The sequence below is a fragment of the Veillonella parvula genome, from assembly GCF_042850485.1.
In the GTDB taxonomy this organism is placed as follows: Bacteria; Bacillota; Negativicutes; order Veillonellales; family Veillonellaceae; genus Veillonella; species Veillonella parvula_Q.
The window spans coordinates 380,554-404,269 of record NZ_AP031417.1 but is presented as its reverse complement, the minus strand read 5'-3'; the positions used below and the strand labels follow the sequence as shown (position 1 = coordinate 404,269).

Here is a 23,716-nt window from a genome sequence, read left to right as displayed (position 1 = left end):
TTACTCATTTTCCGGCAATCGAGAGACGATTTTCTTAACAGCCTTTTCAAATTTAGGGCGCGGCATCAAGAGTTGATGACCGCAGCCATTACATACGATGAGAAAGTCTGTGCCGATTCGCTTAACTTCCCACTCGTCACTGCCACAAGGATGCGATTTTTTCATTTTCACTACATCGCCTACGTAATATCTAACAAATGCCATAGCGCCTCCTTTAACTTCTGTCAGTATTTATATATTTATTATACATAAAATAGTTACTTCTATAAATATACCCTAATTCTATAGTTCAATCCTCTATTATATATAACCATAAAATTTTCACCCTAAATATATAATGTACAATTTTAATATATCTACTGTTCTTATAATTAAACCATAAATCAAGAGAATTATTATTTTATAACCACCAAAAGGTTACAGAAACTTTGCACTTAATCATTATATTTTATGGGGAAATATTAGTGCATACAACGAAATTAACATTAACAACTAAACAATAATGATTTTTCATTTAGTTATCATTCTCAATATCAAAATATAGATTTTTTATAAATCCCATACTATTCAATCTTTATAAACCCACATTTTTACTGCATTGATAATATTTATCATTTAGAAAATTTTCGAAATAAATTTTACAAAAAGACTTGCATTTCTCATTTAGTATGTTACAATATAGTCAACAATGATTATTCGTTAAGTATACGGATAACACATTGTATATAAAACTGTTAAGACGGCAAGTGCCGAAACACACAAATAAGTAAGTACTATTTTAAGAGTTAGGCAAGTGTCTATTTGATCTAAGAATAAGTTTTCTTACTAAGGCGAAGTCGCCCTCGAAATTGATAGAATAAGTATTCTATTCCATTGCATTCACAACCAAGTGGTTATGAATATATACGTTAAGTAACAATTTTGAAAATTATCGTAAGTACAAAGGAGTATTAAAATGGCAGAATTAAAAGGTTCTAACACTGAAAAAAATCTTCAAGCAGCATTTGCTGGCGAATCCCAAGCATTTCAAAAATATACATTCTACGCTAGTGCAGCTCGTAAAGCTGGCATGAACGAAATCGCTGACTATTTCGAAGAAACAGCTCACAACGAATCTGCACATGCTAAATTGTGGTTCAAAGCTCTTCATGGTGGCGATATTTCCGCTGATATCGAAGCTAACCTTCGCGATGCAGCAGCTGGTGAAAACTACGAACATACTACAATGTACAAAGAATTCGCTGACGAAGCCGAAAAAGAAGGCTTTGCTAAAATCGCTTTCCAAATGCGCGAAGTTGGTAAAATTGAAGCTCGTCATGAAGCTCGTTACCTTGCATTAGCCGCTCAAGTATCCGGTAACAAAGTATTCCACAATGACGAACCAGTAGCTTGGATCTGTGCTAACTGCGGTTATGTACACGTTGGTGAAGAAGCTCCAAAAGTTTGTCCTGTATGTGCACACCCACAAGCTTTCTTCCACCGTTTCGTTGAATCCATCTAATCTGTAAGTGCGACACCAACTAGATTAATAGCCTGTAAGTACAGATTTTAATGAAACTATACCTGTAAGTACAATCTAAACTTACAGTAAGTACTGACAACTTCCTTAACAAAAAGACGATGACATTTGTCATCGTCTTTTTTGCATTCTTTTGCTAGATTTTTATTTTGTCTACTAAATTTTTAAATTGTTGTGTTGCTTCATATGGATCATCTGCATGAGCAATAGCAGATATTACGGCTACTCCACTGGCACCAGCTTGCAAAACAGGCGTTGCATTAGCTAACGTAATCCCACCTATGCCAACACAAGGTAATGTTAGGCCTTCTGCTTGCAGCTCAGTAATGCGCTCAGGTCCGCACGGCAATTGAGCATCAGGTTTGCTACTTGTAGTATACATAGGGCCTACACCAACACAATCCGCATACACTACATCGGTCTTATGAAGTTCCTCCAAAGAGTGAATGGATATACCAACGACCTTATTCCCGACAAGATTGCGAACGTCTTCTAAACGCATATCTTCTTGTCCTACGTGAATACCATCAGCATTAACAGCCACTGCTAAGTCTACATCGTCATTAATAATATAAAGCACATTATACATAGCACAAATTTCTTTTAACTGCTGAGCTAATTCTAGTTTCTGTTGTCCTTCTAATGTTCCTATGCCCTTCTCTCTAAATTGAAAGCAGGTCGCACCACCTCGACAAGCAGCTTCAACAATGTCCAGTAAATGGCTTTCATTAAAACCTACATCCTGTGTACCACTAATAAAATATACCTTTAATTGATCGGGCACAACTACAGGCCGTATTCGGTTTTCGGATAAAAGCATCGCATCATCGAATTCATATAAGGCATCCATAAATGCCATACTAAAACTACCAGGTTTTACACCGCTCACATTAACCGCACTTTCACCAGCTAGACCATAGTAAGCCAGTGCATACGCAAGAAACTCACCTATAGACATGTTATACATGAATGGACAATAGGAACTAAAGAATGCAGCTAACACAGCACCTAATAAACAACCAGTCCCAGTTACGGCTGTCATGATTGGATGACCATGAGGAACTGCAAATACACGGGTTCCGTCAGAAACATAGTCCTCTTCCCCCGTTGCGACAACAGGACAGTTAATTTGGCGTGCAAGACGATACGTTATAATTGCGCTATCCTCAACTTGTTCCCCATCTACGCCCTTACCAGAGAGAGAATTATTAACCTTATGATTTGTATTAAGAGCATCATAGATGGCTTTGATTTCACTTTGGTTGCCCCGTAGTAACGAAATAGCATCAGTTTTAATCAAGTCTAAAACAACAGATAATCGATAAGCCCCGGCGTGACAACCCACAGGGTCTAGTATAATGGGTACCTCATGAGCCTTCGCTAATTTAACAGCCTCTTTGTAATAAGTAACCTTATCTGGTGTAACGGTCCCAATATTGATGAGCAGTGCAGAAGCATGAACGATAAGGTCTTTCAAATCTTCGCTACACTCACTCATCACGGGTGATGCTCCGATGGCTAGTAAACCGTTAGCCGTAAAGGTTCGCACTACATCATTTGTAATACAAATAATAAGCGGATTTCTTTTGCGTAGAGTCTCTAATATATTCAGTTCGGTCCAAGTTGAGCTATTTATATATGGATTTTCATAGGTCATATAACTATCTCCTCTACTCATTTTTCAAGAGTTCATCCATCGTTTGAGGGCCATTTGTCAATAAACCATAAGCCATGTGATTAACAGGTCCGCAGCCAGTTCCAAGCGCTGGATTATGCTTAATCGCAAGGGCAATATAGTTCTTTGCAATACCTATGGCTTCCATTACATCACGCCCTTTCGCGAGCTCTGCCGTAATAACCGCCGAGAAGGTGCAACCCGTACCGTGAGTATGAACAGTATTATATTTAGGACTTGTCCACGTACGCACATCTCCATCTTTGGTGAAAGCATAATCCGTTGCATCATCTCCAATATGCCCACCTTTAATGATGACCACTTGAGGTCCTAATTCACGTAAAATACGGTTAGCTGCTGTTGTGATGTCACTTTTACAAGAGATAGACATGTCCGCTAACACCTCTGCCTCGCTACGATTAGGTGTAATGACTGTGGCGACCGGAATGAGTTTAGATTTTAAGAAATCGACGGCCTTATCCGATACAAGTCGATCACCGCTGGTGGCAATCATAACTGGATCCATCACATAAGGGATGTTCTTACTCACATAAGGATAAATGAGATCCATCATCTCTGGTAAAGCAATCATGCCCGTCTTAACGGCTTGTGGTGTAATATCTGAATATACATCGTGTAACTGTTTTTCTATGCTTTCTAGCGATAGGTGTTCTACGTGATGTACACCCGTTGTATTTTGAGCCACCACAGAAGTAACAACGGCCATGCCGTATACATTTCGACTTTGGAAGGATTTTAAATCAGCCATAATGCCAGCGCCACCACTAGGGTCAGTACCGGCAATTGTTAATGCAGTATGTAGTTTCATTATGCCTCCTTGTGTAACAGATTACGTCGAGATAAGATTTGTAATACTACAAAGCCAATGCAAGCACCTCCGATAGAGCTCATGGAAAAGGATGTAATTAAGGTCAACAATGCCAATGGTTTGCCTAGTAGGAAATGAGCAATTGGATAGCTTAGAAGAGCACCAATAAGTCCAGTGCCAATGATTTCCCCTAAAGCCGCTGCCCAGATGGCGTTGTATTTTTTATATAAATACGCAGATAACCAAGCGCCAATCATACTACCTGGAAAGGCTAATGGAGAACCTAGTGCTAGTACATTACGTAAGCAAGAAGTACTAAAGGCAGCGCCTACAGAGAATCTCGCTCCAACTATAACGGCTAAGATTACATTCATCATATGTTGAAATGGAAAAATACGAGCAGGGCCAATAGGAATCGACGTAGTCGATAAGACGACACCTAAGGCCACACATATACTAGCAATAATCATTTTTTTCATAATACCTCCAAGTAAATAAAAATGAGACCACCTCAAATGGAATGGTCTCGTAATAGTTTGGTATCATGTTTCATTCCACTTCCCTACGCCAGTATTATCTGGATCAGGTCTAGGGTTTTGAATGGTCAATCTCAGCAAAAGCACCCCTAGTGGCAATATATTTTTATAATCTAGTTATAACATTATTATACAATCTATGCAACAAAATAATTGACGGTTCCCGTAGCACCTCGTATAATGAAGCCATAATGGGGTGCTCACACAAGTGGGCTGAGAGTAAGCTAAAGCTTTAACCCATAACCTGATTTGGATAATGCCAACGTAGGGAACATAGAGGATTAATGGCCGAGTTCCTGTGAGCTCGGCTTTTTCTATGACTTCCTGGCAAGGAGGACGTATGAAAAATACACACATCACGCAACCACAATTTGCCATGATATGGTTCGGTGCCGCTCTATCGATTGCGGAAATTATGACCGGTACCTATCTGGCCCCCTTAGGACTTACACAGGGTCTCTATGCCATCATACTGGGGCACATCATTGGCGGTATATTACTTTTTGGAGCTGGCCTCATCGGTGGACGTTTACAGCAAGGCAGTATGAATACTACCGCCTTCAGCTTTGGCCCACTAGGGGCAAAGGGCTTTGCCTTTTTAAATATGCTCCAACTCATCGGTTGGACCAGCATCATGATTTACGATGCCATGTTAGCCTTACAAGCACTGGCACCTCTATCACCTATGATTTGGACCATTGCCATCGGGGCCCTCGTCATTTTGTGGCTCTTCATCGGCCTCCATAATACGGGCTATATTCAAGCCATCGTATCTGTTCTATTGCTAGGTCTCACCCTCTACATGGGCGCTCACATGATATCGCAGTGGCCTAACGAAGGTAGCCTTCTAACTAGCGGAAATATGAGTTTTATCGCTGCTCTTGAATTATCTATTGCCATGCCACTATCTTGGCTACCTCTCATCAGTGATTATACCCGTGAAAGCAAAAAACCTTTCTCCGCATCACTTACAAGTGCTACAGTCTACACTATAACAAGTATCGTTATGTACACCTTAGGTCTTAGTGCCGCTATCTTTGGTGGTGGAGACTCTATTATTACCATTATGATGAATGCAGGCCTTGGCCTAGCAGGGCTCCTCGTAATTATCTTCTCTACTGTCACTACAACCTTTATGGACGCTTACTCTGCAGGTGTTTCTAGCACCACCATCTATAATAGTGCATCTAGTAAGGGCATTGCAGTTATTGTTACAATCGTTGGCACTATTGCAGCCATCCTATATCCGATGGACGATATTACAGACTTTCTATACCTTATCGGCTCTGTATTTGCGCCAATGATTGCCATCTTATTGGCAGACTATTTTGTCAACCGCCAGCAAGTACAAACGCTATCGGCTTATCTAATTCGTGGGCTGATTTGGGCTGTATCTGTAGGTTTATACCATTATATGTTGCATAGTGAAAGCTCTATAGGTGCAACATTACCAGCCTTTGCAATAGCATTTATCGTAACAACCATCGTGGGATTCATAAGCAAAACTGCTAACGCCTTACTATAAGCCCCTCTTCACAAGTCCAGTGCCGATCTCCAACCATTTCGGCTTCGCTTTCATCATGGGTAACCCATACACATGGCACATCCCATTCGCGAATAATGGAAACAAGATCCTCTCGAACATGCTTACGTAAATTCCAGTCTAGTGCAGATAATGGTTCATCAAGAAGCAAGATGGTTGGTTTAGAGTAAAGAGCACGCCCCAATGCAACGCGTTGTTGCTCACCACCAGACAAGCTACCTGCTTTCGTTTTACGATATTTTTCGAGGCCTAAACGCTGCAATAGATTATTGCACATCTCTGGTGTGCCTCGTTTACTATAGGTAATATTATGTTCCACAGACAAATGTGGAAATACAATATTCCCTTGTGGCATATAGCCTACCTGACGTTTTTGAGCGGGAACCCAAATCTTACTATCTCGATCCACCCATGTCATTTCATCATGTTGAATACTACCCGTAGTAGGCTTCACAAGGCCCGCTATACATTTAATAAATGTACTTTTACCACTGCCGGATTGGCCTGTTAATACTGTGATACCAGAAGGAAGTACACCATCGGCTTTCACAGTCACAGAAGGTCTCGCTACAGTAAAGGAAAATGTAATCATCGGACCTCCTAATTATTATCAATATGGCGGAACAAGGACCCCTTTGTGATGAGGTGAATCCCACTCAACAATGCCAATGTGAGCACACAAATATAGATAACTAATTCAAAGGCATCCATGTACTGCCCTGCCTCTACGTAAGAGTAGATAGCAAGTGGCATGGTGCGCGTTACCTTTGGAATATTACCGGCAATCAAGATTGTGGCACCGAACTCGCCCATAGCTCGACAAAATGCTAAAATACTGCCCGTCAAAATGCCTTTCCAAGCGAGTGGTACAGAAATAGTAAAAAAGATACGTAACTCTGAAGCACCCAATGTGCGCGCTACGTCCTCCATATTATGATCGACAGATTGTAATGCAGAACGCACCGTCTGATAAAATAATGGAAACGCAATAACTGAAGATGCTACCACCGCACCAGATGCAGCAAACACAACGCTCATACCATGCGTCTCAAGCCATGCACCAAAGGCATAGCCTGGCGTAAACACCATGAGAAGAGCAAAGCCAACAACAACTGGTGGCAATACAAGCGGCAAGGTAATAAGTGCATCAATAATAGCCATGCCACTCCATTTACAGCGATTCATCCAATAACATGCGGCTAAACCACTTAAAATAACTATAATAAGAGCTATACTTGCTACCCATAGTGATAGCCATAATGGACTCATGTCACGCCCCCTTTCTATACAGAATAACTCTACAATATGTGCTATATCCATTAGTCCCAAAATATTTTTAAGCAAATTATATGCCTAAAATCATATCATATGCTAGATTATTTAACAGTCATCACTACAAATGAGCTAGAAATTACATACAGTTAAAAATAGCATACCCTTAGAAATAATGTTATTAGTAATACCAATAATGTCTCTATTGTATCATAAGAAAACGCTAGCCCTGAAAGCTAGCGTTTTACTCTTATTTAGAAGTAGAGAAACCGTATTTTTCTAACACTTTTTGGCCTTCTGGGCTCATTACGTATTGGTAGAAGTCTTTTGCCAACGCGTTGTCATATTTTTTGATAATACCGATTGGATAGATAACTGGATCATGAGAGTCAGCAGGTGTTACAGCAGAGATTTCAACTGCATCACCAGCTGCGATAGCATCAGTTTTATAGATGAAACCAACATCACCAGCACCTTGGCTAATGGAAGCAGTTACAGCTTTAACGTCTTTCGCATACACTACATTAGGTTCTACTTGTTCCCAAACGCCTAGTTTTGTTAATACCTGTTTACCATAGTTACCAGCTGGTACTGTTTCAGGGTTACCTAATACGATACGTTTTACGGAAGCAATTTGATTCAATTCAACTTTAGGTTGGCCTTTTGGAACAACAAGAACAAGTTCGTTAGTCACAAATGGTTTTACATCAGTTACTAAGTCTTTCTCTTGTAACATTTTCATGTTTTTTTCGTCAGCAGAAATGAACAGACTAGCTGGCGCACCTTGTTCGATTTGTTGACGTAATGTACCAGAGCCAGCAAAGTTAATAGCAATTTGATCATCTGCTAAGTTATGGCTTTTTTTGTATGCATCTGCCAATTCGGTAAGAGCACCTTTAAGACTCGCTGCAGCTTGTACAGTAATCTTTTCAGATGTACTTGGTTTAGCCGACTCAGTTGGTTTACTTGCATCATTACCACAGCCAACTAAAAAGGCAAGCATGAAAACGCTCATTAACACTAATAAAATTCGTTTCATAATTCCTCCTGTGTATCCCTTAAAACGCCACACTGTAAAAGCTATGGTAACACCTAGAGACACCTCGTGTACTAACAAATTAAAATATACAATATATTCATATTATACTATAAATCGATAGCTAAAGTCGTATATCCAAAAACACATATTGCATAGATATTTCTGATGATTATGATAAGTAATCATAATCAATAATTTTTTAAATCCCAAAAAATACATACTATGGTATGATAATATTATAAAGAATAAGCACATTTCGTAACGCTTATTCACTTTTAACTTATATAAAGTAACTGTATATTTGCTATATAGTTATACGATACATTAAAACTATGCCTTTATATTAATGAGAAACTCTAGGTGAGATGATGAATCTATTCGAATTAGTAGGCCATATCTTTATGAACTCTATGGTACCTATCCTAGTACTTATAGGGGTAGGATTTATATTAGATAGAAAATTTAAACTCGATCTATATACACTGAGTAAACTAAACTTTTATATACTGCTGCCTACCTTTATATTTCGAGCAATGTACGAAGCCAAACTTAACTCAGGTACCTTGGAAATTGTATTCTGTGCGCTCTGTGTACTCATACTAAACTCAATTCTTTCAGATGTAGTAGGAAAGATGCAAGGTTATGATGTGGCTAAAATTGCAACCCTGAAAAACTGCGTCATGTTTAATAATGTTGGGAACATGGGTGTCGCTCTTGCCATCTTTGTATTTACTAACATTCCCTACGTCATTGATGGTGCTACACCCTATGCTAATCTAGGTTTAGTGAGTGTTGTATCTATCATGATTATCCAAACTATTAGCAGTAATACCTATGGTTTCTACCAAGCGGGAGCAGGACGATTAACCCCTCGGGATGCACTAAAAGTCGTATTTCACATGCCCATGGTATATGCCATTCCACTGGCACTACTTTGCCACCTACTCCCTTTTGATTTACACGGCCTCTTCTTCTTTGCACCGCTCAATATATTTGCCAATGCCTTCGTTGGCGTCGCTATGATTGCCTTGGGTGTTCAAATTAACAGAACACCGCTAAACTTCTTCAAAATGGATGTTATGCTTGCTACTACATTACGGCTCATTGTAAGTCCATTCATAGCAGCTGGTATTACCATACTATTCATTATGTTCTACGGCCCTATGCATCCAATAGCGGCACAAACTATCATCATAACCTACAGCGTACCTACCGCTATCAATATGTCTCTTATTGCTATTGAAATGAAGAATAATCCAGAATATGCAACACAAATCGTAATGGGCACAACCATTTTATCCGCTATAACTATGCCACTGTTTATTACTATAGCCTATTACCTATTCCCATTATATTAAAATAAAAAATCACTCATAGTCGTATGGCTATGAGTGATTTTTTATGCCTTAGCATTTAGCCTTGTTAAACAAGTTACACAAGCTGTAACAATTATAGCACCGATAATTTCATTCAAGGCTAAATTATGATTAAGAATAACTACATCTAAACCTAAAGTAACTATTGGTCCCATTGCACTAATAACTGCTGCAAGAGATGCATTAATTTTTTTAAGACCAAAAGACATCAAATATGAAGGAATGATAGAACAAAAAATGGCCAAAAATACTAAATAAATCATAGTATGAGTTTGAAGCGTTAAAAAAGTAGTAAAATTTTTGCTATCAATTATAAAGCCAAAAAGTAAAAGTACTGTAGTTATACACATATAAGTACTAGTAAAAATAGTAGGACTAATATTCGAAACAGCCCTCTTACTATAAATAATAAACAACGCCCAAAAGATGGCAGAAAGTAAAACTAGTGAAATACCTATTAAAGTATCTATAAGGTGGTTATCAACGGTAGGATTAAACATAATTGCTAAGCCTAGCACAGTAGATACAATTAGAACTACTTTTGAAAATGTAATGCGTGATAAATCTGAAGATAACAGAAAAACGTAAATTGGAAATGTAAATAGAACAGCACGTTCTAATGAGGCAGATATATATAATAATCCTATAAAGTCAGCTATAGATGAAGATAAATAAAGAATAGCTCCAAAAAATGAGTATTTAAAAACCTTACTTTTATTCACGCTATTCCAATCAAAACGAATCATTGGTATAAGGAAAAAAGGTAATGATAAAACAGCCCTACACGCAAGAACATTCAAGGGGCTCAGTGAATCTAAATAAATTAATTTTGCCCATATAGATTTTGTTGATAGGAATACAGTAGCTAAAAATACCACTAATATTCCTATATTTTTCATTAACAGATTCACTTTATATACTTCTCCATAATCAAATACAACTCAAATAAAATATATAAAATATAAAAACACATTTCATCCTAAGTAGGACGAAATGTGTTCATGATACTAAAATGTAATTATTGATGAGCTACGTGTTCCATCCCCATGCGAACTAAACATTCAACATGATCATCGTTTAGAGAATAATATGCTGTTTTCCCATCCTTGCGATATGTAACAAGGCGTGCTTGGCGCAATACACGCAATTGATGAGAAATAGCAGATTGTCCCATCTCCATGGTTTCTGCAATGTGATTAACACACATTTCATTTTCTAGTAATAGCTCTACTATTTTAAGGCGTGTAGGATCACCCAAGATTTTAAACAGTTCTGCTAGCTTCAGCAATGATTCTTGTTTGTCGGTCATATAATCCCCCTTTTTTAATCCTATCCATTCTTTTTTGTAGCTCTTCTATGTCACTAATCGATACGTCTTAACGTATAACACCAATATGTATGGCATACATATAGACATTATATCATTTTTAACATAAAAAAGAGACTTTGAGAAACCAAAGTCTCTTTTTTTATCATATCTATATAAAATATAAGATATAAATTATTTAATGATTAATACAGGGCAAGTGGAGTGGCTAGTTACATAGCTACTTACGCTACCCATGAATAAGCCTTTCAAAGGGCCAAGACCACGGCTACCCATTACGATGAGATCAGCATTATATTTTTTTGCCACTGCAAGTAGTGCAGGTCCAGGGGAGCCAACTTCAAATACGCTTTTAACTTTTACGCCTGCAGGAATTTCTTTCACTACATCATTAAGAATTTCCTTACCAGTTTCTTCCATATCCTCAGCAATTTGCTCAGATACATATCCACCAGAAATTGGTGTTTGATCAAAATTGGAAATAGCAGACACAATATTTGCAACGTGAACAACAATCAATTCAGCTTGGTTGCGATCCGCTACAGCGAGAGCATGTTCCAACGCACGTTTAGCATTTTCAGAACCATCAGTAGGTACGACAATAGTTTTGTAGGTAACCATAATAACCCCTCCTATTCCTAATCCCTCAAAGGGGATATGATCAAATATCGTTTAGCCTATACTAATATATTCTAGACCATCAAGGAAAACTCCTCTTTTTTCTGAGGATTTATTACATTATAGCACAAATCGTACAGAATTATACAAATAAAAGAATATTATGCGTATATTAAAGAACCTGAGACGATTGATTTGTATTAAGTGTAGTAGTCAATTTAAAACCATCTAATATATCTATAAGTTCCTGAGTAGCAAGATTGCTAGTGGATGGACCAATCATTCGAGCTACTGCTACATTACCTTCATTGCCAAGAATAATTGTTGCACCAAAGGATACTGGTTCCGCTACAGATGTATCAGACGTATTTGGATTTTTCATATGTCCCGCCAAATAGAACATCACATTACCGTCAATGATATGCGTTTCATAGCGAGTAATCGTGGCCTTGTTCACATCGACCAATTGTTTAAGATAATAATCACCAAGCATTTGCTTAGCCATCATAGTTGGCATGCCGGAGCTAACAGCTTGTACTGGGATTGTAAAGGACTCAATGTCGAGGCGTACATTATGTTTAGTGAAAGCAATCTTACCCTTTTCATTAAGACGGGTAAAGCCTTTCGGATAGGTAAATTTGATGCCTTCTGCAACACTGATATCGCTTGTGCCGGTTAATATTTTTTTTACCCCTTTAATAGCATTAGAGCCGCGCTTATTGATCAATTCAAAGGATGGGATTGTATGCTCCATCAAACCTAGCTCCATAAACTCTGCACGAACAGGAGCATAGGTACTAGACAAATTGTACCGATGAGTTGGATCTTTCTCCATGATAAATTCTGCTTCAAATACAGACTGAACCGGCTCTGTAGATGTCATGTCCGCATAAGATTTTGGTGTACTCTTATCCCAGCGTGCGGAAACTGCACCTTTCTTAGTAAAGAACCCACCAATAATATCATTATGTTCAAAGTTATTGCTATGTTGGCGCCAAATATTCAAATACTCCTCATTAGACATGCCCTTAATAGGTACACCATACCAAGTTGTATTCCATTCTTTTTGAGATACCCCTTCTTGTGGTGTATTATTACGCTTAGTAAAAGATACTGTATAGGAATCCTCTTGCGTAGGGCCCGCTAAATTGAAGGAATATCCTTGAATATGTTCGCTTTCACTACGCACATCCATATCTAACATAACGCCATCAGCTACACGCCAAGGAATCGAGAACATATAACCATTTTTGTAATCCTTCACCACCGTGTTCATCTTAGTAGCATAGGATTTGTATTGTTCTGGCAAAATAGATGCGGAATCCTTCTGAGATTCCACAATAGATAAAGGTGTATCAGGCGTCTTCTGTAAATCTTCTGCCATAATAGAAGTCGTTCCCAAAGCCATGACAGCTAAGATTGCCGCAAATAAACGTAACTTCATAGAACCTCCTATAACATATTATCCAAGAACGCTTTCGTTCTTTCGTTCTGCGGATGATTAAAAATTTGTTCTGGTGTTCCTTCTTCTTGAATAACACCATCAGCCATAAAGATAACACGATCCGATACTTCACGAGCAAAGTTCATTTCATGGGTTACGATAATCATCGTCATGTGATCGTCCGCCAATTGTTTAATCGTTTTAAGAACCTCACCAGTAAGCTCTGGATCGAGAGCAGATGTAGGTTCATCAAATAGCATAATTTCAGGATTCATCGCTAACGCACGAGCAATAGCTACACGCTGTTGCTGACCACCAGACAAGCGAGATGGATACATATTACGTTTTTCCCATAGCCCTACTTTATTGAGTAATTGCTCTGCAATCGGTGAGATTTCATCATCTTTCATACCTTTTACCATACGTGGAGCAATCATAATATTATCTAATACCGTCATATGCGGGAACAAGTTGAAAGATTGGAATACCATCCCCATACGAAGCAATAATTCATGCTGAGTTTGAGGAGAAGCATATTTTACAACCCCATTTTCAGTACTAGCAAGAACCGTACCATCAACGGTAATAGAGCCTCCATCAATTGTTTCTAACTGGCCCAAGCAGCGTAAAAATGTGGATTTACCTGAACCAGAAGGTCCAATAATAGAAACGATTTCTCCTCTATTCATTTTGAGCGACACATCGCGCAATACTGATTGATTATTAAAGCGTTTTTCAATACGCTCCATATTTACAAATGTCATAAGTACCTCTTACGTCGTCATATTAAGTATATAACCAGCACCTCAAGTAAAGATATCTCATCTACAAAATCACATCTATAGACATCAAATAAAAGTATCTCACCTATAAAACTAGCTATATGATTACATACGACAAACTATCATAGAATTAGATTAATCTTCGTATACGGCAAATCTTCGTTCTAAGTAGTTGAAGATATTCGTTAAAATAAAGGTAAAGATCAAGTAGAATAATGCTGCCACGAGGAATGCAGAAATATCAAAATCACGTTGTACGATAGATTTTGTAATACGCAAGATATCATTCATCGCCAATACATACACGAGAGATGTATCTTTCAATAAGTTAATCGTCTCATTCGCAAGAGGAGGCAATACACGTTTAAACATTTGTGGCAAGATGATCTTACGCATAGTTTGTGCATAGGTAAAACCAAGCACTTTCGCCCCTTCGTACTGACCTCGAGAGATAGATTGAATGCCCCCACGGAAAATCTCACATAAATAAGCTGCATAGTTTAATACGAAGGTAAGAACTGCTGCCGTGGCATCATCCATTTGAATGGCACCGTCTGTGATGATTGGTAATGCATAATAGACGAATAAGATTTGTAGCATCAACGGCGTGCCCCGCATTAAATATACGAAAGCATCGACAAGCTTATCTACTAAAGGCAATTTAGATAGGCGTAACATAGCCATTAAAATGCCACCAGGAATAGATAAAATCCATACAATACAGAATAGCGATACGGTTACCTTTAAACCATCAGCGATGGTTGGGATAATCTGCAATAAATAATCTAACATGAAAGACTCCTTCAAAACACGACTAGAGAAGGGCCATCTGGCCGCTTCTCTAGTGTACATTTCGTTCTTTAATTATCAGTTGTACCTACTGACCATAGTACTATTAGTATATCACGAATTGTACTATTTAGCATCGCTCTTATCTAAGTCTGCACCTGAGCCTAACCATTTTTCAGCAATTTTATCAGCAGTACCGTCTTTTTTCATTTCAGCTAAGATACCATTAATTTTGTCACGCAAAGCAGTATCATCTTTGCGGAAGCCAACAGCGAAATTATCAACACCGTAGTCAGTACCTTCTACGATTTTATATTTACCAGGTTCTTTTGTCATGAGATAACGAGCGATTACACCATCAGCAATAACCGCATCAACACGACCAATACCAAGATCCATAAATGCACTTACAAAATCCGCATAGGATTTTGTTTCTTTAACCGTCTTACCGCTTGGGTCGTTTTGCAATGCTGCTTCACCAGTACTAGCTTGTTGCACGCCTACTACCTTACCAGCTAAATCGGCTTTACCTTTAATGGAATCATCGTCATTACGAACAATGACATATTGTTTATCCTTCATATATGTATTGGAGAACAAAATATTCTTCTCGCGCTCAGGAGAGACTGTTAAGCCATTCCACAAAGCATCAATTTTTTTAGATTTTAGTTCCGCTTCTTTACTAGACCAGTCGATAGCTTTGAACTCTACATCCATGCCAGCACGTTTAGCTGCTTCTTTAGCCATGTCGATATCAAAGCCGACGATTTCACCTTTTTCATCTTTAAAGCCCATTGGAGGGAAACTATCATCTAAACCGATAACAACTTTCTTAGGCAATTCTGTATTAGCTTTTTTAGCGTCACCGCCACAACCTGTTACAAATGCCATCATAGACACGGCTGCAAGGCCAACAGCCATCATCTTTTTCCAATTCATAACTATCCTCCACGGCGATTATCGCCTATTTACTACTTAATAATATGTTCAATACAGATTTAGATTCCGTACTTAATGATTGTATTATACTTTAGTTTATTAAAGTTGTAAATAGTTAATTCGATAAATTTTATATTTTTTATTTTAGAGACTCTCCACATATATAGTTTATGACTCTAGATTCATTTGCTTTATGTTTCTGTAGTCCTATATTTATATTTCTGTATACCTATATTGTATGACGCTACGTACTTATACTTTATGACTGCGTATGTTTATGAATGGCCTCAATCATCGCCATTTTATCCTTGTACGCCACCTGATGTAGATCAAGTGGTATCACATAGATCCCACCATGACCATTCATCGCTTGCAACTCACGCCATTCCTCAGTGAATCCAATAATATGCTCATAATCAACAAAGACGAAATATTCATCCCCATAGAATAAACTGTGAAAGTATTCTTTCACAGAAAAAGGCCTACGTTTTAACACGAGGCCCTTTTCACAGATAAAAGCTTGACTTTCACCTAATCTATGAAGGGTCCATAATATCACGAGCAACAACAGATAATACCATACACGTTCCGCCCAGTCTGAGGGCATATATTTTACAATCAACGCACACGCAACTAGACCGATGATGCGACCGGTCCACTGTATACCGCAATGTATTTCTAAGCTCTGTTGTACGGCACCTGATGAAAAGCGTTCCATCGCCTCTTGTTTCGTCATGGTTTACCTCACAAATTGAAAGTCTACTATATGATTTTATTTACGACACAAGCCCATAGCTTGTTCTACCTTACGGTACATTGCACTTGCTTTAGCATGCGCCTTAGCAGCCCCTTCATCAAGGATTACATCCAATTCAGGGCTTGTAATCAATTCATTGTAACGTTGTTGAATTGGTTCAAGGGTTGCTACTAAAAGGTCGGCAATATCGGATTTAAATACACCGTAACCTTTACCAGCGTACATTTCTTCGATAGCTTCGTAGCTATCTTTTGTAATAGCACGGTAGATTCCCATCAAGTTAGAGATGCCAGGTTTATTTTCTTTATCATAGCGAACCGCATTATCAGAATCAGTTTGAGCTCGTTTCAACTTTTTCACGATTAAATCTGGTGAATCCAAAAGACGGATTGTAGCATTTTGGTTATCATCAGATTTACTCATTTTCTTAGTTGGTTCTTGCAAGCTCATAACGCGAGCGCCACCTTCTCCTACCTTGATATCAGGTACTACAAAAGTTTCACCGAATCTACGGTTAAAACGCTCTGCTAAATTACGAGTCAACTCGAGATGTTGCTTTTGGTCTTCCCCTACAGGAACATAATTCGTACCATATAGCAAAATATCTGCCGCCATCAACGGTGGATACGTAAGCAATGCAGTTGGAATAGAATCCCCTTGCTTTTGAGACTTATCCTTGTACTGAGTCATACGCTCTAATTCGCCAACATAACTAATAGATTGCATAACCCAACCGAGCTTAACATGCTCAGGTACTTCGGATTGAACAAACAATGTTACCTTTTTAGGATCAAGGCCAACCGCAAGGTACAATGCAGCCAAATTACGAGTATTTTGAAATAATTCTTTTGGATCTTGCGGTACCGTAATCGCATGTTGGTTAACGATACAATAGTAACATTCATCAGTATCTTGATAGTCTAAGAAATTACGTAAAGCCCCCAAATAGTTACCAAGTGTTAACTCCCCACTTGGTTGGATGCCGGAAAATATAACTGCCATAATAGTCTCCCTATATTGAAATAAACCAACAGTGCGAAAGCACTGTTGGTTATATATTATTCTACGGTTACAGATTTAGCCAAATTACGTGGCTTATCTACGTCTGCACCGCGTGTAATTGCTGCATAATACGCCAATAGTTGCAATGGTACAACTGCTAAGATTGGAGCGATAAATTTATTCGCACGAGGCACATAAATGGTGTGGTCTACGTGTTTAGATAATTCTTCGTCACCTTTCATGCCAATACCGATTACAATAGCTTCACGAGCTTTTACTTCACGGATGTTGCTGATCATCTTATCGTAAACATCCTCTTGTGTAGCCAATGCGATAACAGGTACGCCCTCTTCGATAAGAGCCAATGTACCATGTTTCAATTCGCCACCAGCATATGCTTCAGCGTGGATGTAAGAAATTTCTTTCAACTTCAAAGCACCTTCCATCGCTACTGCATAGTCGATAGCACGACCCAAGAAGAATGCGTCAGATTTGAAGCCATAATGTTTAGCAAAGGCTTTCATATCTTCGTCTACTTCAAAGATTTCATGAATCAATGCAGGCAAATTTTTAACACCGCTAAGAATTTCTTCGCCTACAGCTGGATTCATTTTGCCGTTTAATTGGCCAAGGTATACAGCGAACAACAAGCCTGCTACTAATTGAGTAGTGTACGCTTTTGTGGACGCTACAGAAATCTCAGGACCAGCCCATGTGTAAACAGTGTTATCTGCTTCACGGGAGATACTGGAACCTACTACGTTTGTGATAGCTAAGGATTTAGCACCAAGGCGTTTAGCTTCCTTCAAGGCCGCCAATGTATCGGATGTTTCACCGGATTGGCTGATAACGATACATAATGTTTTATCATCAGTCAACGGGTTGCTGTAACGATATTCAGATGCGATTTCCACATCAACTGGAATACGCGCCAAGTTTTCAATATATTGTTTTGTTACAAGCCCTGCATGGTATGCAGTACCGCATGCAACGATGAGAATTTTATTGAAAGCGGCTACATCGTCAGCAGTCCAGTTCAATTCCTCGAAGTGTACAGTTTTACCGTCTTCAGAAATATGTGTACCAAATGTATCACGAACAGCCTTAGGTTGATCATGAATTTCTTTCAACATAAAGTGTTCATAACCGCCTTTTTCTGCTGCTTCCGCATTCCAGCTTACGTGGAATACTTCTTTATGGATTGCATTACCTTCACGGTCAAATACGGATACATTATCGCGAGTTACGATAGCTAATTCGCCATCGCTTAAAATATATGTATCACGTGTGTAATTAATAATAGCTGGAATATCGGAAGCAACGAAGTTTTCCCCTTTGCCGAGGCCGATAACCAAAGGGTTTTCTTTCTTTGTACAAATGATTTTATCCGGTTCATCGGCACAGATGATTTCGAGAGCATACGCACCGTCTACACGATTCAGCATACGACGAACAGTACCGACAAAATCGCCATCATACATATCCTCCAACAAATGTGCAACCACCTCTGTATCCGTTTCAGATTTGAAATGATATCCTTTTGCGATGAGTTCCTCTTTTAAAGGCATATAGTTTTCAATAATACCGTTATGTACAACGGCAAATTTACCATCTTCAGATGCATGAGGATGCGCATTCATATCGGATGGACGACCATGTGTAGCCCAACGAGTATGACCAATACCTACAGTTCCTTCATTAGGATCTGCTTTCACGATAGTCTCTAAATTGGAGAGACGGCCAACCTTTTTTTGAATTTTAATAACATTTTCAGCACCAATAATAGCGATGCCTGCAGAATCATAACCACGGTATTCTAATTTCGCCATACCGTCCAATAAGAAATCAGATGCTTGATTAAAGCCAATGTATCCTACGATACCGCACATAAGTATATCCTCCTATAACTGGGGGTATTTCTAGCCCCAGCAAAAACTAAGGCTAACTAATTAATGTTCTAGATTAATATTCTATTTAATGTATTAAATATTAGTTCAATACAATTCATTCAGATATACTTTGTCCCCATCGTTACCGATGGGCTTTTTAATACCTGTTACGACATGAATATGCCGGAAGAGCATCCGCTGATGACTCGATCACTCTTCACCTCGTCTACCCTAACGACTGCCTTCGCGGGTACTTGCGCTATTCGCCTTTACGAATTTGGAATTCCTTTCTATGATATACGGCAGAATCAGTACAAAATAAAATATGTACTGAGGTATATTATACTAAAAAAATCGATAAAAAGTAAACCACCACAGATAATCCAAAAAGAATAGAAAAGATTGTTTCTATGCTTCACATCCTTTTCATTGTAAGAAATTATACTTCTATCATTCTAAATTTTACACAATTAGATTTTGTTGTATTTTCAAAATGTATGTATATAATTTGGGAGATATTAATCATGAATAAAACAACTATAAAGAAACAACATAAAACTAAAAAGAATAGCTTATCATATAGAAAATTACGTCGTTGGGTGTTACCTGCAGTCCTTGGTGCCGCTTTATCGACATTAGCGGTTATCCCAACCTTAGCCGCAGAGACTCAAACTAGTACTAACGTAGCAGTTGTAACCTCAACAGAGCAAACTAAAACAGTACCATCCGCACAAGGAAGCACACCTCCAAACGGTGCACCTCACGGCAAACCACCTGCAGGTCAATCACCTACAGGCACGTCTAACCAAATACCTCCAAATGGAAATCCTCCTTCTGGCACTCCTAACGGTATGCCTCCAATGGCTATGCAGAATGGAGCCCCTAATGGAATGGCACCACAAGTTGAAGTAGATCCTAGTACTTTTAAAGGCACAACTATCGTTACAGAAAACAAATCCATTGCTCACGAATTGATGACAAACACAACGGCTGATCAGAATGCTTTCATCGGTAAAAATAAAGCGGTAATTGATATTGAAAATAGCGTTTTCGATAAAACAGGCGACACTACAAGCGATGACAACAGCAATTTCCGCGGTCAAAATGCAGTAGTCCTCGGTATCGAGGGTAGCCAAATTAACATCAAAGGTAGCAATATTACATCTAATTCTAAAGGCTCTAACGCAGTCTTTGCCACTGGTGAAGGCTCTGTTATCAACGTAGAAAACACTAATATTCACACAAAAAGCGATTCCTCTCGTGGCTTAGATGCCACTTACAAAGGCACTGTAAATGGCAAAAATCTAACTATCACCACTGAAGGTGCTCATTCTGCCACACTTGCTACAGATCGCGGAGAAGGCACTATCAACGCAGAAGCAGCCAAACTTACGACATCTGGCGAAGGCAGCCCTGTTATCTACTCCACGGGTAATATTATAGTGAACAATGTCAACGGCATAGCGAATAACAGTGAAATTGGCGTCGTAGAAGGTAAGAACTCCATTACCCTTACAAACTCCAATGTAACAGGCTACAAAGATAATGGTTTCATGCTATATCAAAGCTTCTCTGGTGATGCTGAAAGCGGTATTGCTCGTCTGAAAGCAGAGAATAATACACTTACAACTCACGCTACGGGTGCGTTCCTCTATGTAAACAACACTACTGCTGAAGTAGACCTGTCTAACAATGCCATCTCTATGCCGAACACTTCTACCCTAGTGAAAGCAGCTGCCGACTCCCGTTGGGGAAAAACTGGTGAGAACGGCGGTCATCTTACACTCCGCACATCTAATCAAGAACTAAGCGGTAATATTATGGCTGATTCAATCAGTACCATCGCACTAGACATGACAAATGGATCTAGCCTTGTATGCGCTGTAAACACAGACAATGCTGCTAAAGAAGTAACTGTGAAACTCAGCAAAGACTCCAATTGGATACTCACAGGCGACAGCTATATAAAATCCTTGAACAACGAAGACACAACAGGTAGTAACATTCACTTAAATGGATACAAACTCGTTGTGGCTGATAAATAATAATAAAAGCACTACTTTGAATTATTCCAATCCAAAGTAGTGCTATTCTTTTTCAATCAAAACTATAAAACTTCAACTATATAAATATTCTTTAGCCCTATCACTATGAAGTTAGCGTATTATAAGTTATGAGTTAAACAGTCTATTAAATAGCAGCCATATATAGGCCACAGTTTTAATTCAACCATAGGCTTGTAGTTTTCATCTTTAATTTTATGTTCCAACAAATTTAGATTCTCTAAATCATCTTCCCAGCTTTTGATATAGTCCTGCTTTTCTTCTTCGCTATCAAAGTCTTCGTCTATTTTTGCATTTTCAATGCATGCCAATAGTTCATTTCGTTGTTTATCGACTTCACGATCGAACATATCATGTTGCTTCATAGTCCAAAGGCCAAAGTAATACGGACCGTCACTTAAATCGCAGTCAGATTTAGCCTTTTCACATTCATCTAAAAATAGGCCATACTCATCTAATATATAATAGGCGTCAATGATATCTAACTCAAAAACTTCATCATTACTTAAATGATATGCTACATCGCATCCAAGCTTAATTTGCTTCAAACGATCAAGGGCTTGCTTTTTATTACCTAAATACACATCACAATAAGCAATACAAACTAGTAACCTCATCCTATTTGGATAGCTTTTTAATAACTCTTCAAAAATGACCTTTGCTTTCTCATATTGCTTAAGCTCAAATAAACACACTGCATAGCCAAAGTTCATTTCATAATCGTTCGATACTATTATTCCCCTTTCAAAAGCACGTAAACTTTTCTTTAAGTCCTCTGCAGAACCTTTCTCTCTATAAGCTGAAAAATGATATAAAGCCAACCCTCTGTAAGTCTCTATATATGGAGAATTTAGCTTTACAGCTGCATATAGATAGTCATATTCTTTTATATTCCCCTCATCGTTATAATAAAAAGCCAAATTAGTGTAAACTCTTGCTTTTTCAGTATCACTCAGTTCTTCTATATATTTTCTGAGAAACTCTTCCAATAGTTGTATTGAATTTTCTTCATGCCTCAACACCTGTTCAACAGTTGCTAAAGCACATACCACATCCACATCATGCGGATGTTCATGCATCAAACCATGCAAGTAAGTTCCGAAACGCTCTGCATATTCCTTTAATACATTATAATCACTAAATATAGATACCTTATAATTAGTTTTATATTCTGTTTTTAGATTTTGCCAATACTCTCTTATAGCAAGTTTCATATTACACCTTTACTATCATCGAACATATTTTAGACCATATGTTTATAATAACATAAGTTATTACTTATATACTTTTGTGCTTATAATAACGCCATTCGTATAAATTCAAACTATACAAAAAGATTTCCTTTAGCCTCTATCTAATTCTAATTGCATAAAAATAACCCTCTATTAAATATTCTAAAAATGAATAAAATATCTAATAGAGAGTTATGTTGCTTGGACAAAATAAAACCTAACTATATTATGCTCTATCAATAGAAATTAAAGCCGCATTTTTTGCATGTATCAATGTAGTATCAAATAAAGGTATATCCGTATCATCTTGTTTAATAAGTAGCCCAATTTCAGTACAGCCTAAGATAACACCTTGTACACCAGATTTTACCAAATCACCAATAATATCTAAGTATTGTTGTTTAGATTCATTAGAAATAACACCTAAACACAATTCATTATATATAATATCATTCACAAGTTCGACTTGATCTTCGTTAGGTATAACAACATGAATCCCCCGATTTTCCAAGATACATTTATAAAAATCTTGTTGCATCGTGTACTTGGTACCGAGTAGACCTACCTTTGTAATACCTGATTTTTCCAACTCTACTGCAGTCATTTCCGCAATATGAAGAAGTGGAATGTGAATATGTCTTTTTATTTCATCCGCTACTTTATGCATTGTATTCGTGCATATAACAATATAATCAGCACCAGCCTTTTCTAAAGATTGAGCAGCATCGGATAAAATTTCAGCACTTCTGACCCAATCTCCATTTGCTTGACACTTTTCTATCTCTTCAAAATCGACACTATATAAAATACATTTTGCTGAATGTAAGCCGCCCAAAACTTGCTTAATAGTTTCATTCAAGACTTGGTAATACGTAATCGTACTTTCCCAGCTCATTCCCCCAATTAAACCTATTGTTTTCATAATTTCACCCTCTAAGCTTAGAATAAACCAAAATAAAAAGATTATTCATTATGATTATTCAATTTTAAATATCACTCATCTCTAAACCTCCTATATACGATCCTGCAGTGACTTTACGTAGGACGGAGCAAAGGGACATATATAGGAGGGGATACCTTTAATA

The 23,716-nt window shown here is 38.1% G+C and carries 23 protein-coding genes and 2 riboswitches; of the genes, 4 read left to right on the top strand and 19 right to left on the bottom strand.

Features of this window, described 5'->3' with window-relative positions:
* Entirely contained in the window at nt 1-204 is a 204-nt protein-coding gene (locus ACGHIY_RS01675) for a DUF951 domain-containing protein (protein ID WP_004693828.1), read from the bottom strand.
* A gap of 751 nt (nt 205-955) precedes the next feature.
* On the opposite strand from ACGHIY_RS01675, the gene rbr reads away from it, so the two are divergent.
* A complete protein-coding gene (gene rbr / locus ACGHIY_RS01670) occupies nt 956-1,501 on the top strand; it encodes a rubrerythrin (protein WP_004693830.1) in 546 nt (181 codons plus the stop codon).
* Between the two features lie 154 nt (nt 1,502-1,655).
* On the opposite strand, the gene thiM is transcribed toward rbr, so the two are convergent.
* The 3 genes from thiM to thiW are packed head-to-tail and all read right to left on the bottom strand — an operon-like array spanning nt 1,656 to nt 4,502.
* The gene (gene thiM, locus ACGHIY_RS01665) at nt 1,656-3,176 is read right to left on the bottom strand and encodes a hydroxyethylthiazole kinase (protein ID WP_390525611.1); all 1,521 of its coding nucleotides are present in this window, start codon (nt 3,174-3,176) and stop codon (nt 1,656-1,658) included.
* Between the two features lie 13 nt (nt 3,177-3,189).
* Nucleotides 3,190-4,023: a bifunctional hydroxymethylpyrimidine kinase/phosphomethylpyrimidine kinase gene (gene thiD / locus ACGHIY_RS01660; protein WP_004693834.1), complete on the bottom strand. Its 834-nt coding sequence runs from the start codon at nt 4,021-4,023 to the stop codon at nt 3,190-3,192.
* Nucleotides 4,023-4,502, bottom strand: coding sequence for an energy coupling factor transporter S component ThiW (thiW, locus tag ACGHIY_RS01655; RefSeq protein ID WP_004693836.1), 480 nt, complete (start codon nt 4,500-4,502; stop codon nt 4,023-4,025). Before thiW ends, thiD begins: the two co-directional genes overlap by 1 nt.
* A 63-nt stretch (nt 4,503-4,565) precedes the next feature.
* A riboswitch (TPP riboswitch) is annotated at nt 4,566-4,660 on the bottom strand.
* An 81-nt stretch (nt 4,661-4,741) separates the two neighbouring features.
* Nucleotides 4,742-4,847, top strand: a riboswitch (TPP riboswitch).
* Nucleotides 4,848-4,899: 52 nt separating this feature from the next.
* Here thiW and cytX point away from each other — a divergent pair.
* Nucleotides 4,900-6,084, top strand: coding sequence for a putative hydroxymethylpyrimidine transporter CytX (gene cytX / locus ACGHIY_RS01650; protein WP_128114479.1), 1,185 nt, complete (start codon nt 4,900-4,902; stop codon nt 6,082-6,084).
* Here cytX and ACGHIY_RS01645 read toward each other — a convergent pair.
* From ACGHIY_RS01645 to modA, 3 genes are all read right to left on the bottom strand, one after another.
* Nucleotides 6,068-6,694 carry an ATP-binding cassette domain-containing protein gene (locus tag ACGHIY_RS01645; RefSeq protein WP_195213473.1) on the bottom strand — a complete coding sequence of 209 codons (627 nt, stop codon included), beginning with the start codon at nt 6,692-6,694 and terminating at the stop codon, nt 6,068-6,070. The two genes, cytX and ACGHIY_RS01645, sit on opposite strands and share 17 nt — an antisense overlap.
* An 8-nt stretch (nt 6,695-6,702) precedes the next feature.
* On the bottom strand, nt 6,703-7,371 hold the full coding sequence (gene modB, locus ACGHIY_RS01640) for a molybdate ABC transporter permease subunit (protein ID WP_278604674.1): 669 nt from the start codon (nt 7,369-7,371) through the stop codon (nt 6,703-6,705).
* A gap of 253 nt (nt 7,372-7,624) precedes the next feature.
* Entirely contained in the window at nt 7,625-8,413 is a 789-nt protein-coding gene (gene modA / locus ACGHIY_RS01635; protein WP_120055602.1) for a molybdate ABC transporter substrate-binding protein, read from the bottom strand.
* 368 nt (nt 8,414-8,781) lie between these two features.
* Here modA and ACGHIY_RS01630 point away from each other — a divergent pair, with 368 nt between their 5' ends.
* On the top strand, nt 8,782-9,771 hold the full coding sequence (locus ACGHIY_RS01630) for an AEC family transporter (protein WP_390525762.1): 990 nt from the start codon (nt 8,782-8,784) through the stop codon (nt 9,769-9,771).
* A 41-nt stretch (nt 9,772-9,812) separates the two neighbouring features.
* Here ACGHIY_RS01630 and ACGHIY_RS01625 read toward each other — a convergent pair whose 3' ends face one another.
* The 10 genes from ACGHIY_RS01625 to glmS all read right to left on the bottom strand — a co-directional run bounded on the left by ACGHIY_RS01625 (nt 9,813) and on the right by glmS (nt 19,336).
* The gene (locus ACGHIY_RS01625; protein WP_155086362.1) at nt 9,813-10,688 is read right to left on the bottom strand and encodes a DMT family transporter; all 876 of its coding nucleotides are present in this window, start codon (nt 10,686-10,688) and stop codon (nt 9,813-9,815) included.
* A gap of 119 nt (nt 10,689-10,807) precedes the next feature.
* Nucleotides 10,808-11,098 carry a metalloregulator ArsR/SmtB family transcription factor gene (locus ACGHIY_RS01620; RefSeq protein WP_004693850.1) on the bottom strand — a complete coding sequence of 97 codons (291 nt, stop codon included), beginning with the start codon at nt 11,096-11,098 and terminating at the stop codon, nt 10,808-10,810.
* Nucleotides 11,099-11,290: 192 nt separating this feature from the next.
* Nucleotides 11,291-11,737: a universal stress protein gene (locus tag ACGHIY_RS01615; RefSeq protein ID WP_004693853.1), complete on the bottom strand. Its 447-nt coding sequence runs from the start codon at nt 11,735-11,737 to the stop codon at nt 11,291-11,293.
* Nucleotides 11,738-11,906: 169 nt separating this feature from the next.
* Nucleotides 11,907-13,178: a hypothetical protein gene (locus ACGHIY_RS01610; protein ID WP_390525610.1), complete on the bottom strand. Its 1,272-nt coding sequence runs from the start codon at nt 13,176-13,178 to the stop codon at nt 11,907-11,909.
* 8 nt (nt 13,179-13,186) lie between these two features.
* Complete coding sequence (locus tag ACGHIY_RS01605; RefSeq protein ID WP_004693856.1) at nt 13,187-13,942, bottom strand: amino acid ABC transporter ATP-binding protein; 756 nt, start codon at nt 13,940-13,942, stop codon at nt 13,187-13,189.
* A gap of 153 nt (nt 13,943-14,095) precedes the next feature.
* Nucleotides 14,096-14,752: an amino acid ABC transporter permease gene (locus tag ACGHIY_RS01600; RefSeq protein ID WP_004693858.1), complete on the bottom strand. Its 657-nt coding sequence runs from the start codon at nt 14,750-14,752 to the stop codon at nt 14,096-14,098.
* A 123-nt stretch (nt 14,753-14,875) separates the two neighbouring features.
* Nucleotides 14,876-15,688, bottom strand: coding sequence for an amino acid ABC transporter substrate-binding protein (locus ACGHIY_RS01595; RefSeq protein ID WP_004693860.1), 813 nt, complete (start codon nt 15,686-15,688; stop codon nt 14,876-14,878).
* 259 nt (nt 15,689-15,947) lie between these two features.
* Nucleotides 15,948-16,424, bottom strand: coding sequence for a hypothetical protein (locus ACGHIY_RS01590; protein ID WP_270279204.1), 477 nt, complete (start codon nt 16,422-16,424; stop codon nt 15,948-15,950).
* A 36-nt stretch (nt 16,425-16,460) separates the two neighbouring features.
* The gene (trpS, locus tag ACGHIY_RS01585) at nt 16,461-17,447 is read right to left on the bottom strand and encodes a tryptophan--tRNA ligase (RefSeq protein WP_287526429.1); all 987 of its coding nucleotides are present in this window, start codon (nt 17,445-17,447) and stop codon (nt 16,461-16,463) included.
* A gap of 56 nt (nt 17,448-17,503) precedes the next feature.
* Nucleotides 17,504-19,336 (bottom strand): glutamine--fructose-6-phosphate transaminase (isomerizing), encoded by a 1,833-nt coding sequence (glmS, locus tag ACGHIY_RS01580; RefSeq protein ID WP_287526427.1) that lies wholly within the window; start codon nt 19,334-19,336, stop codon nt 17,504-17,506.
* A gap of 524 nt (nt 19,337-19,860) precedes the next feature.
* On the opposite strand from glmS, the gene ACGHIY_RS01575 reads away from it, so the two are divergent.
* The gene (locus tag ACGHIY_RS01575) at nt 19,861-21,381 is read left to right on the top strand and encodes a hypothetical protein (RefSeq protein ID WP_390525609.1); all 1,521 of its coding nucleotides are present in this window, start codon (nt 19,861-19,863) and stop codon (nt 21,379-21,381) included.
* A 119-nt stretch (nt 21,382-21,500) separates the two neighbouring features.
* On the opposite strand, the gene ACGHIY_RS01570 is transcribed toward ACGHIY_RS01575, so the two are convergent.
* Together ACGHIY_RS01570 and ACGHIY_RS01565 are read right to left on the bottom strand one after the other, a co-directional pair.
* Complete coding sequence (locus ACGHIY_RS01570) at nt 21,501-22,613, bottom strand: tetratricopeptide repeat protein (protein ID WP_390525608.1); 1,113 nt, start codon at nt 22,611-22,613, stop codon at nt 21,501-21,503.
* A gap of 244 nt (nt 22,614-22,857) precedes the next feature.
* A complete protein-coding gene (locus ACGHIY_RS01565; protein ID WP_004697879.1) occupies nt 22,858-23,553 on the bottom strand; it encodes an aspartate/glutamate racemase family protein in 696 nt (231 codons plus the stop codon).
* Between the last annotated feature and the right edge of the window lie 163 nt (nt 23,554-23,716).

Bases quoted from the DNA above. Each gene is read 5' to 3' on its own strand.
- rbr (WP_004693830.1), top strand. From the start codon at position 956: ATGGCAGAATTAAAAGGTTCTAACACTGAAAAAAATCTTCAAGCAGCA.
- glmS (WP_287526427.1), bottom strand. From the start codon at position 19,336: ATGTGCGGTATCGTAGGATACATTGGCTTTAATCAAGCATCTGATTTC.
- modB (WP_278604674.1), bottom strand. From the start codon at position 7,371: ATGAGTCCATTATGGCTATCACTATGGGTAGCAAGTATAGCTCTTATT.
- ACGHIY_RS01600 (WP_004693858.1), bottom strand. From the start codon at position 14,752: ATGTTAGATTATTTATTGCAGATTATCCCAACCATCGCTGATGGTTTA.
- ACGHIY_RS01575 (WP_390525609.1), top strand. From the start codon at position 19,861: ATGAATAAAACAACTATAAAGAAACAACATAAAACTAAAAAGAATAGC.
- ACGHIY_RS01675 (WP_004693828.1), bottom strand. From the start codon at position 204: ATGGCATTTGTTAGATATTACGTAGGCGATGTAGTGAAAATGAAAAAA.
- ACGHIY_RS01620 (WP_004693850.1), bottom strand. From the start codon at position 11,098: ATGACCGACAAACAAGAATCATTGCTGAAGCTAGCAGAACTGTTTAAA.
- thiD (WP_004693834.1), bottom strand. From the start codon at position 4,023: ATGAAACTACATACTGCATTAACAATTGCCGGTACTGACCCTAGTGGT.
- cytX (WP_128114479.1), top strand. From the start codon at position 4,900: ATGAAAAATACACACATCACGCAACCACAATTTGCCATGATATGGTTC.
- ACGHIY_RS01615 (WP_004693853.1), bottom strand. From the start codon at position 11,737: ATGGTTACCTACAAAACTATTGTCGTACCTACTGATGGTTCTGAAAAT.
- modA (WP_120055602.1), bottom strand. From the start codon at position 8,413: ATGAAACGAATTTTATTAGTGTTAATGAGCGTTTTCATGCTTGCCTTT.
- ACGHIY_RS01570 (WP_390525608.1), bottom strand. From the start codon at position 22,613: ATGAAACTTGCTATAAGAGAGTATTGGCAAAATCTAAAAACAGAATAT.
- ACGHIY_RS01590 (WP_270279204.1), bottom strand. From the start codon at position 16,424: ATGACGAAACAAGAGGCGATGGAACGCTTTTCATCAGGTGCCGTACAA.
- ACGHIY_RS01630 (WP_390525762.1), top strand. From the start codon at position 8,782: ATGAATCTATTCGAATTAGTAGGCCATATCTTTATGAACTCTATGGTA.
- ACGHIY_RS01645 (WP_195213473.1), bottom strand. From the start codon at position 6,694: ATGATTACATTTTCCTTTACTGTAGCGAGACCTTCTGTGACTGTGAAA.
- ACGHIY_RS01610 (WP_390525610.1), bottom strand. From the start codon at position 13,178: ATGAAGTTACGTTTATTTGCGGCAATCTTAGCTGTCATGGCTTTGGGA.
- ACGHIY_RS01605 (WP_004693856.1), bottom strand. From the start codon at position 13,942: ATGACATTTGTAAATATGGAGCGTATTGAAAAACGCTTTAATAATCAA.
- thiM (WP_390525611.1), bottom strand. From the start codon at position 3,176: ATGACCTATGAAAATCCATATATAAATAGCTCAACTTGGACCGAACTG.
- trpS (WP_287526429.1), bottom strand. From the start codon at position 17,447: ATGGCAGTTATATTTTCCGGCATCCAACCAAGTGGGGAGTTAACACTT.
- ACGHIY_RS01595 (WP_004693860.1), bottom strand. From the start codon at position 15,688: ATGAATTGGAAAAAGATGATGGCTGTTGGCCTTGCAGCCGTGTCTATG.
- ACGHIY_RS01565 (WP_004697879.1), bottom strand. From the start codon at position 23,553: ATGAAAACAATAGGTTTAATTGGGGGAATGAGCTGGGAAAGTACGATT.
- thiW (WP_004693836.1), bottom strand. From the start codon at position 4,502: ATGAAAAAAATGATTATTGCTAGTATATGTGTGGCCTTAGGTGTCGTC.
- ACGHIY_RS01625 (WP_155086362.1), bottom strand. From the start codon at position 10,688: ATGAAAAATATAGGAATATTAGTGGTATTTTTAGCTACTGTATTCCTA.